Source organism: Microcystis sp. LE18-22.4A (genome assembly GCF_027531105.1).
GTDB lineage: Bacteria > Cyanobacteriota > Cyanobacteriia > Cyanobacteriales > Microcystaceae > Microcystis > Microcystis aeruginosa.
The window spans coordinates 1-5,502 of record NZ_JAPZRB010000370.1; the positions used below are offsets into that span (position 1 = coordinate 1).

At 46.5% G+C, this 5,502-nt stretch carries 6 protein-coding genes; 3 read left to right on the forward strand and 3 right to left on the reverse strand.

What is annotated here, in order from left to right:
* Positions 1-346 precede the first annotated feature (346 nt).
* On the reverse strand, positions 347-1,384 hold the full coding sequence (gene trpD, locus O9295_RS16585; RefSeq protein ID WP_288033942.1) for an anthranilate phosphoribosyltransferase: 1,038 nt from the start codon (positions 1,382-1,384) through the stop codon (positions 347-349).
* A 79-nt stretch (positions 1,385-1,463) separates the two neighbouring features.
* Complete coding sequence (locus tag O9295_RS16590; protein WP_288033948.1) at positions 1,464-1,991, reverse strand: GIY-YIG nuclease family protein; 528 nt, start codon at positions 1,989-1,991, stop codon at positions 1,464-1,466.
* Positions 1,992-2,184: 193 nt separating this feature from the next.
* On the opposite strand from O9295_RS16590, the gene O9295_RS16595 reads away from it, so the two are divergent.
* Positions 2,185-2,772: an L-threonylcarbamoyladenylate synthase gene (locus tag O9295_RS16595; protein ID WP_288033956.1), complete on the forward strand. Its 588-nt coding sequence runs from the start codon at positions 2,185-2,187 to the stop codon at positions 2,770-2,772.
* Positions 2,727-3,584 (forward strand): sensor histidine kinase, encoded by an 858-nt coding sequence (locus O9295_RS16600; protein ID WP_288033957.1) that lies wholly within the window; start codon positions 2,727-2,729, stop codon positions 3,582-3,584. The genes O9295_RS16595 and O9295_RS16600 overlap by 46 nt, the downstream gene beginning before the upstream one ends.
* Here the strand turns inward: O9295_RS16600 and O9295_RS16605 are convergent.
* Complete coding sequence (locus O9295_RS16605) at positions 3,520-3,990, reverse strand: GNAT family N-acetyltransferase (protein ID WP_002758109.1); 471 nt, start codon at positions 3,988-3,990, stop codon at positions 3,520-3,522. The two genes, O9295_RS16600 and O9295_RS16605, sit on opposite strands and share 65 nt — an antisense overlap.
* Before the next feature lie 293 nt (positions 3,991-4,283).
* Here O9295_RS16605 and O9295_RS16610 point away from each other — a divergent pair, with 293 nt between their 5' ends.
* Positions 4,284-5,279 carry a carbohydrate kinase family protein gene (locus O9295_RS16610; RefSeq protein ID WP_288033959.1) on the forward strand — a complete coding sequence of 332 codons (996 nt, stop codon included), beginning with the start codon at positions 4,284-4,286 and terminating at the stop codon, positions 5,277-5,279.
* The last annotated feature ends 223 nt before the right edge of the window (positions 5,280-5,502 follow it).

The window sequence follows — 5,502 nt, forward strand, 5'->3', positions numbered from 1 at the left end:
GTTGAAACCCTTGCCACACCTAGAAGGTGATCCTAATTAAGACGGGTAAATCAGTCAATTTCACCCACAACGATGATCTTTTTTTTGTGTAGTTTTATTGCAAAAAAAAAGTTTTTTTGACAAAAAGCACAAAGTATGATACGCCCAACCTATTTCTGGCTGCGAGTAATTATTGCAGAGTGGGGGAGTGGGGAAGTGGGGAGAATAAATAAAAGCAATCTCCTGTCTCGGAGTCTCCTGACTTGAAAGAGGGTGTGGGGTGTGGGGTGTGGGGTGTGGGGAAGAAAACCTCTTTCATCTGTGGGGGTGAAAATTTTTTCATCGAGACTGACTCCTGTGAATTGTCCTAGGCGGCGAGAAACTTAACCAACTCCTCTAATTTTTGCCAAGCTAACCCACTGGCTAAAATGTCGCGAGCGAGGGCGAAACCGGCAGCATGGTCGCCAAAAGTGACCTTTTCTGCCACCTGTAGGGCAAGAGAGGCATTAATCGCCACAGCATCCCGTTGAGCCGGTGTTCCCCCCCCTTGCAGGACATTTTTGAGGATTTCGGCATTTTCTGGCACTTCCCCGCCTTTAAGGGCATTTAAACTGGCTCTGGGGATAGCAATTGACAAGGGATCGATCGCCCCAGAAATCACCTCGCCATTATTTAATAAAGCCATATCGGTCAGGTCTCCTAACCCCACCTCGTCGAGTTTTTCCCGGCCGTGAACAATAATCGCCTTTGGGGTTCCCATTTGTGCTAAAGCCGTGGCCATGGGGGTGAGAAATTGCCGGTCATAAACCCCGATAACTTGACCTGTGGGACGGAGAGGATTAACTAGAGGGCCCAGAAGATTAAAAACCGTGCGAACTTTCAGGGTTTTGCGGAGATTAGCCACACTTTTCAGGGCTGGATGCCAACCGGGGGCAAAAAGAAAGGTAACTCCCACCCCATCTAAAGCCGCCGCTACTTTCTCGCTAGGGGCGCTCAAATTAACCCCAAGATATTCTAAAACATCGGCCGAACCGACCTTGCTGGAAGCCGAGCGATTGCCGTGTTTAGCCACTTTTACACCCCCGGCGGCCGCCACAAAAGCCACGGCAGTGGAAATATTAAAGGTTGAAGCCCCGTCACCGCCGGTGCCACAGGTATCGATAACGGGAGTGGTATGGGGTTTAGGGTCTTCTAAGCGAGATTGTTGCCGTAAAACTCGGGCCATTCCCGCTAATTCCGCGGCCGAGACTCCTTTTGCTTGCAAAGCCGCTAAAATCGCCCCCGATAAAACTTCTGGAATCTGGCCGTTTAACCATCCGGTCATTAATTCTTCAGCTTGGTTAAGGGAAAGGGATTTTCGATCGAGTAGTTGCTGCAGTAGGTTTGGCCAGTCTGGAGTGGTCATCGCTGTTCCATTGGTGTGGGGATGGGGCGATATAATATCATAGCGGTTTGTCGGGAGAATCGATCGCTCCTAGTCATTTTTACTTTAAATCGAGCAAACCCTGTTCTTTTAACTTAGGATTAAAACGAATTTCCATCTGTACTCCCCGTTTTTCTAGGGTTGATAAAATATCGTTTTCTACTCGTCTGGATACCTGTTTTAATAACTTGATTTGCCCCAATTCGTCAGCACTTTGATAAAATTCTTTTTCTGTCTCAGTCATGGCTAATTTAGCATCAATTGGTTCTGTCCAGAGTTTTTCATTGCCGATTACTGCCTGACTTTCTCTTAGCCAAGCTTGTTTAATCGATTCGAGAATAGTTCGATTAGGACGCTCAATCAACTGTATTTTTAGCCAATAACAAGCGTGCGGCTGTCGGGCAAGATGTTGTTTTAAACTGAGATAAATATCACGAGAATAGCCGACAAACTCTAAGACTTGTTCTCGATCAAAAATGGCATAAACCCCGATTTTTCCCTGGAAATCAGCACAGATATTACCCGTGGTATCTAGGTAGGGAATATATTCTAATTGTTCGAGATTAGCCAAAGTATCAGACTCATTCATAATTAATCGTCGCTAATTGGTTGGAGATAAGTAGGTAGGTGTTAAAAACTTTCAGATACCCCGCTGATCAAGTAGGGTTGATTCAAGGTAGGGTTGATTCAAGGTAGGGTTGATTCATGAATCAACCCTACCCGTTTAAAATTGTACCAAAAAGTTTTAGGCTAAATTAGTCCCCAAAAATGATCAATTCTCAATGCCTACTGCTTCTCTTAACGAAATTGTTCACGCGGCCCTAAGTGGTCAAGTGGTTTCTTTTCCCACGGATACAGTTCCCGCTTTAGCAGTTTCTCCCCCCTATGCTGCCTTAATTTTTGCCGCTAAAAAACGGACTTTTGATAAACCCTTAATTCTCATGGCGGCCTCAGCAGCAGATTTATGGGATTATGTCAAGGGAAGTCAGGAAGAAAGGGAAATTTGGCGGCAAATGACCGAAAAATACTGGCCCGGCTCCCTAACTTTGGTTTTACCCGCTTCTGAAAAAGTACCAAAAGTTCTTAACCCTAAAAATCCTAGCACGATTGGTATCCGAGTTCCCGCTCATGCGATCGCCAGAGAAATTCTCGGTCGAACTGGTGTTTTAGCGACCACAAGTGCTAATCTGTCAGGACAAGAGCCTTTATTGACTCCAGAAGCGATTATGACTACTTTTCCCTCGGTGACGGTGTTAGCACCCACAGAAAGGCAAGCATGGGGAATAATCAATAGTGGACAACCCTCCACCGTCGCGCGTTGGCAATGTCAAGGATGGGATATCTTACGACAAGGGGCAGTTTTTCTGTAAATATGGACGATATTGACGCTTTAAAACGGGAATTACAGCAAACTCGCCTCGCTTATCAGATGGCCGTGGCAATTAATCACCTCAAAAGCAGTTTTTTGGGACGGGTTGCCCACGAATTGCGATCGCCATTGAGCAGTATGATCAGTCTCCATCAACTGATTCTCGCCGATCTTTGTGAAAGTCCGGCCGAGGAAAGGGAATTTATCGCCCAGGGGCAACTGGCGGGCCGTAAACTGATGGCAATGCTCGATGAGATGATTAATCTCTCCAAACTAGAGTCTGGTACTATACCTCTCAATCGAGAAATTTTTTCTTTAACTAAACTCTGGCAAGATTGGGCAAGTCTAACTTATTTACAGGCAGCTAATCGCAATATTAAGCTTAAATTTAGCCCTTTGACCGATGATATTGCTATTATTGCCGATTATCAGCGTTTATCCTCCGCTCTTGTCCTTCTCGTCGATGCAGCGATCGCCAACTTAACGAGTGGCTCTATTTGTATATCGGTGAGCGCCCTTGGCGAGAAAAAAGTCACTATTACCCTAGAATTTCCGGGGGAAATCGCTCTCTGGCAAATGCCAGAAATTTCCCCTTTGAGTTTAGAATCAAAGCCAGAAGAAGTAAAACAATTTACTCAAGCTCTCGGTCTTTCTCCCGGTCTTAAATTTCAGTTAGCGAAGGGCATTATCGAAGTCTCGGGGGGGGAAATGAGCTTAGATCAAATCGATAACAATAGTCAGGACAAGCTCACACGGATCGTTTTTTCTTTACCTCGATCGCCGGATAGGAAAACTCCTCGGGATAACGATTAAATAATACCATCGTCGTGGTGGCGTTGCTTTGGAAACCAATGCGCCGGTAAAAATTTTCTTGATTAGTAGTCATCAAATAGACTCTTTCCACCCGATTTATTCGGGGATGGGCCAAGACTGTTTCTACTAATTTACGCCCTAAACCCGCTCCCTGATAATCGGGATGAACGATCACATCCCAAATAGTTGCCCGATAAATGCCGTCAGAAATGGCGCGAGCAAAACCAATTAATTGCCGCTCATTCCACACCGTCACCACCGGATCACTATAGTCAATTGCGGTTTCTAAATCTTCTAAACGGCGATCGATTGCCCAAAATGCGGTTAAATTAAATAATTCTCGTAGTTGCGATAGATCTATCTTGCTTTTATCCTCGTCAAACTGAATCTGACTACAATCAACCATGATATTTCCTTAGTCTAAGACTAAAAAATAAAAGAGGATTCACGCTCGATCAGACTGATTTATGAGCAATTTCCCCTAATCTATGTGTTTGATTATACTCAATGCCTCAGATAATCTCTAGTTGATTTATCGTGATTTCTTGACAAGTCAGGATTCAGGATTCAGGAGTCGGTCGTCGGTCGTCAGGAGATTATTTTATTTATTCTCCCCACACCCCACACCCCACACCCTACACCCCACACCCCACACCCCACACCCCACACCCCACTTCCCACACCCCACTTCCCACACCAATGCTTAACAATCAAAGATCTTCGCCAGTGTCTGTCATTTGTTTAGGGGAAATCCTCTCTGATCTAATTGCCGATCAAAGCGAGCGCTCTATAGAGCAAGTGACTTCTTGGACAACCTATGCCGGGGGTGCGCCGGCAAACGTGGCCTGTGGATTGCGAAAATTGGGCATAAATTCGGCTTTTATCGGTTGTGTGGGCAAAGATCAACGAGGGGAACAGTTAATCGCCTTGCTAGACGCTCTCGGAGTCGATACCACTGGTGTACAGTATCATGCCACCCTACCCACCCGACAAGTTTATGTCACCCGCGATGCTGGGGGAGACAGACATTTTGCGGGTTTTGGCGGCAGAAAAACGACGGATTTTGCCGATACTGCCCTTAACGCTGACCTATTGCCCGAAAATCTCTGGAAAAATGCCGATTATCTAGTGATGGGAACCCTAGGGTTAGCCTATCCCCCGGCGAGAGCGGCGATGATGCGCGCCCTCGAATTAGCTAAAATTTACGGGGTGAAAGTATTGATCGATATCAACTGGCGGCCGGTTTTTTGGCCTAATCTTGAGGCCGCTCCCGATCGGATTCGAGATTTTATCTTCCGGGCCGATTTGCTCAAATGTAGCGAGGAAGAAGCAGCATGGTTATTTGGCACTGATACCCCCGGAGAAATATCATCACAATACCCCAATTTAGGGGCAATTCTGGTTACTGGCGGCGCAAAAGGTTGTAAATATCATTTAGGCGAAAATAGCGGCACTGTCGAGGCTTTTCCCGGGGAGGTAGTGGATACAACCGGGGCGGGGGATGGCTTTGTGGCCGGTTTTTTGGCTCGTGCCGCTCTTGGGGGCGATCAAATTGGGGAAAATGCCGATTTAGCCCGTAAGGCGGTGATTTATGCCTGTGCGGTGGGGACAATGGTGACAAGGGGGGCAGGAGCGATCGCATCCCAACCGACTCGGGAACAGGTGGAGGAGTTTCTAGCGGCCTTTGACTCCTAGAAACTATACTAGGGTTTGCGGCAAAAAGTTTTTCGTGGGGGCAGGGTGTGGGGTGTGGGGTGTGGGGTGTGGGGTTTTACCCATTTTCAGGTGGTCAACTACCTAATTTTCAGGGAAAAAGTCCCGGAATTTTCCCCCCTATCCCCGCAATGGCTGGCACTTTTTGAGGGGAAAAAAGTCCAAAAGTCTTATCCAACAAGGTTTTTAGATTTATTCAGCAAAC